The sequence below is a fragment of the Pseudomonas nitroreducens NBRC 12694 genome (assembly GCF_002091755.1).
GTDB lineage: Bacteria > Pseudomonadota > Gammaproteobacteria > Pseudomonadales > Pseudomonadaceae > Pseudomonas > Pseudomonas nitroreducens.
The window spans coordinates 1-3,296 of record NZ_BDAI01000028.1 but is presented as its reverse complement, the minus strand read 5'-3'; the positions used below and the strand labels follow the sequence as shown (position 1 = coordinate 3,296).

The 3,296-nt window shown below is 65.2% G+C and carries 1 protein-coding gene; it reads left to right on the top strand.

All coding sequences use genetic code 11. The features are described 5' to 3' along the window. The coding region (locus tag PNI01S_RS28060; protein WP_143514279.1) for a cadherin-like domain-containing protein at positions 1 to 3,296 on the top strand (3,296 nt) is incomplete at both ends.

Sequence of the window (3,296 nt, the reverse complement as noted above, 5' to 3'; positions counted from 1 at the left end):
CCTGGACCTATGTCGCCAACTCTGCCTTCAACGAACTGAAAGTCGGCGATCAACTCACCGACACCTTCACCGTGAAGGCCGCCGACGGTACCAGCACCAGCGTGACCGTCACCATCAACGGCACCAACGACAAGCCGGTGGCCTACGCCGATACCCAGACCACCGAAGAGAACACCGTTCTCCACGGCCAGGTTCCGGTCGCCACCGACATCGACGGCACCATTGCCAGCTACCAACTGGCCACCGGCATCGCCCAGGGCAAAGGCAACCTCACCTTCAACAGTGACGGCAGCTACACCTTCACCCCCGGCACCGCGTTCGACCACCTGGCCGCCGGCCAGAGCGAGAACATCACCTTCACCTACCAGGCGAAGGACAACAACGGTGCGCTGAGCGACACGCAGACCGTCACCATCACCGTTACCGGCAGCAACGACGCGGCCATCATTGGCGGGCAGACCAGCGGCAGCGCCAACGAAACCGATGCCCCGGTCACCATCGGCGGCAAGCTCGACATCAGCGACGTCGACGGCCCAGCCAGCTTCCAGCCCCAGGCCAGCACCGCCGGCAGCTATGGCACGTTCAGCCTGGCTGCCGATGGCACCTGGAGCTTCGTCGCCAACTCCGCCTTCAACGAACTGAAAGTCGGCGACAAGCTCACAGAGACCTTCACCGTGAAGGCCGCCGACGGCACCAGCGCCAGCGTCACCGTGACCATCAACGGCACCAACGACAAGCCGGTGGCCTTCGCCGATACCCAGACCACCGAAGAGAACACCGTTCTCCACGGCCAGGTCCCGGTCGCCACCGATGTCGACGGCACCATCGTTCGCTACGAGGTGGTCAATAATCTCGCCCAGGGCAAGGGCACCCTGGCCTTCAACGAGGACGGCAGCTACACCTTCAACCCGGGCACCGCCTTCGACCACCTGGCCGCCGGCCAGAGCGAGAACGTCACCTTCACCTACCAGGCGAAGGACAACAACGGTGCCGTGAGCGGTCCGCAGACCATCACCATCGTCGTTACCGGCAGCAACGACGCCGCCGTCATCAGCGGTGTCGGCTCGCGCGACGTGAATGAAACCGACGCGCCGATCAGCACCGGCGGCAAGCTGAACATCACCGACGTCGACGGCCCGGCCAGCTTCCAGGCCCAGAGCAACGTCGCCGGCAAGTACGGCACCTTCAACCTCGGTACCGATGGCAACTGGACCTACGTCGCCAGCAGCGCCTACAACGAGCTGAAACAGGGCCAGACCCTGACCGACACCTTCACCGTCAAGGCTGCCGATGGCACCAGCGCCACGGTGACCGTGAACATCATCGGTACCAACGACAAGCCGCTCGCCTTCGGCGATACCGTCACCACCGACGAAAACGCCGTGCTGAACGGCCATGTACCGGCTGCGACCGACATCGACGGCACCATCGCGAGCTACCAGCTGGCGACCAACGTCGCCGCCGGCAAGGGCACGCTGACCTTCAACGCCAACGGCAGCTACAGCTTCAACCCGGGCACCGCCTTCGATCACCTGGCCCAGGGACAGAGCGAGAACGTCACCTTCACCTACCAGGCGAAGGACAACAACGGTGCGCTGAGCGACCCGCAGACCATCACCATCACCGTCACCGGCACCAACGACAAGCCGGTCGCCTACGCTGACACCCAGACCACCGAAGAGAACACTGTTCTGCACGGCCAGGTCCCGGTTGCCACCGACGTCGACGGCACCATCGCGGGTTATCAACTGGCCACCGACGTGGCACAGGGCAAAGGTTCGCTGACCTTCAACACCGATGGCAGCTACACCTTCACCCCCGGTACCGCCTTCGATCACCTGGCCGCCGGCCAGAGCGAGAGCGTCACCTTCACCTACCAGGCGAAGGACAACAATGGCGCGCTGAGCGATCCGCAGACCATCACCATCACCGTCACCGGCACCAACGACAACCCGGTTGCCGTGCCGGACATCGCGCACACCAACGAAGACACCGCGATCCGCATCGACGTTCTGGGCAACGACACCGATGCCGAACACGACGCCCTGATCGTCACCGGCGCCAGCGCCGGCAACGGCACCGTGGTGATCAACCAGGACGGCAGCCTGAGCTACACGCCGAAGGAGAACTTCAGCGGCTCCGACACCATCACCTACACCATCAGCGATGGCAAAGGCGGCACGTCCACCTCCACCGTGGCGGTGAGCATCGAGGCCGTGGCGGACAAGCCGAACCTGAGCCTGGACGGCAGCAGCAGCCACCCGAAAGCCACCGGCCTGACCGTGGACACCTGGACCGGCCTGGCCCTGGGCAATGGCGGCAACGGCGCATCGCCGGCCGACCTGCAGGCGAAGATCGACGCAGCCGGCACTCCGACCACCCACGGCTCCACCGACAGCGTGCGCAACACCGACGTCACCGCCGGCACCGCCACCAAGGTCAGTGGCCTGATCTTCCTCGAAGCCGGCCACACCTACACCTTCACCGGCGTGGGCGATGACAGCGTGCGCCTGGTGATCGGCGGCAGCACCGTCGCCGAGGCCACCTGGGGCGGCAGCAGCGGCAAATTCAGCGGCACCTTCACCCCGACCGAGAGCGGCTACTACCCTATCGCGCTCTACCAGCACAACCAGAGTGGCCCGGGCAACTACACCCTGAGCATCTCCGACAATGGCAGCGCCGCGCAGGTACTGGGCACCGGCAGCGCGCAGGTCTACCACGACACCAGTGAGCTGACCGCGGGCGGCGAGCGCCTGACCGACCTGACCGGCAGCAGCGGCCAGAGCCACTACAAGGTGTTCGGCCTCAACGAAGGCAACGAAGACAGCGCGATCAACCTGTCGAAGATCAAGGCTTCGCTGGTCGATACCGACGGCTCCGAGACCCTGTCGATCAGCATCGGCAAGATCCCAGTCGGCGCCACCCTGAGCGACGGCAAGAACAGCTTCACCGCCGACGCTACCCACAGCAGCGTCGACCTCAAGGGCTGGAACCTCGACACCCTGACCCTGACGCCGCCGGCCGACTTCAACGGCACCATCAAGCTGGAAGTCAGCGCCACGGCGACCGAAAGCAGCAACAACGATGCGGCGACCCGCACCGTCGACCTCAACGTCACCGTGTACCCGGTGAACGATGCGCCGACCAGTGCCAACCAGAACCAGAGCACTGCCGAAGACACCCCGCTGACCGGCAAGATCGTCGCCAGCGACGTCGATGGCGACACCCTCAGCTACGCCGTGAAAGCCGGTGCCACACCGGCCCACGGCAGCGTGACGGTGAATGCCACCACCGGC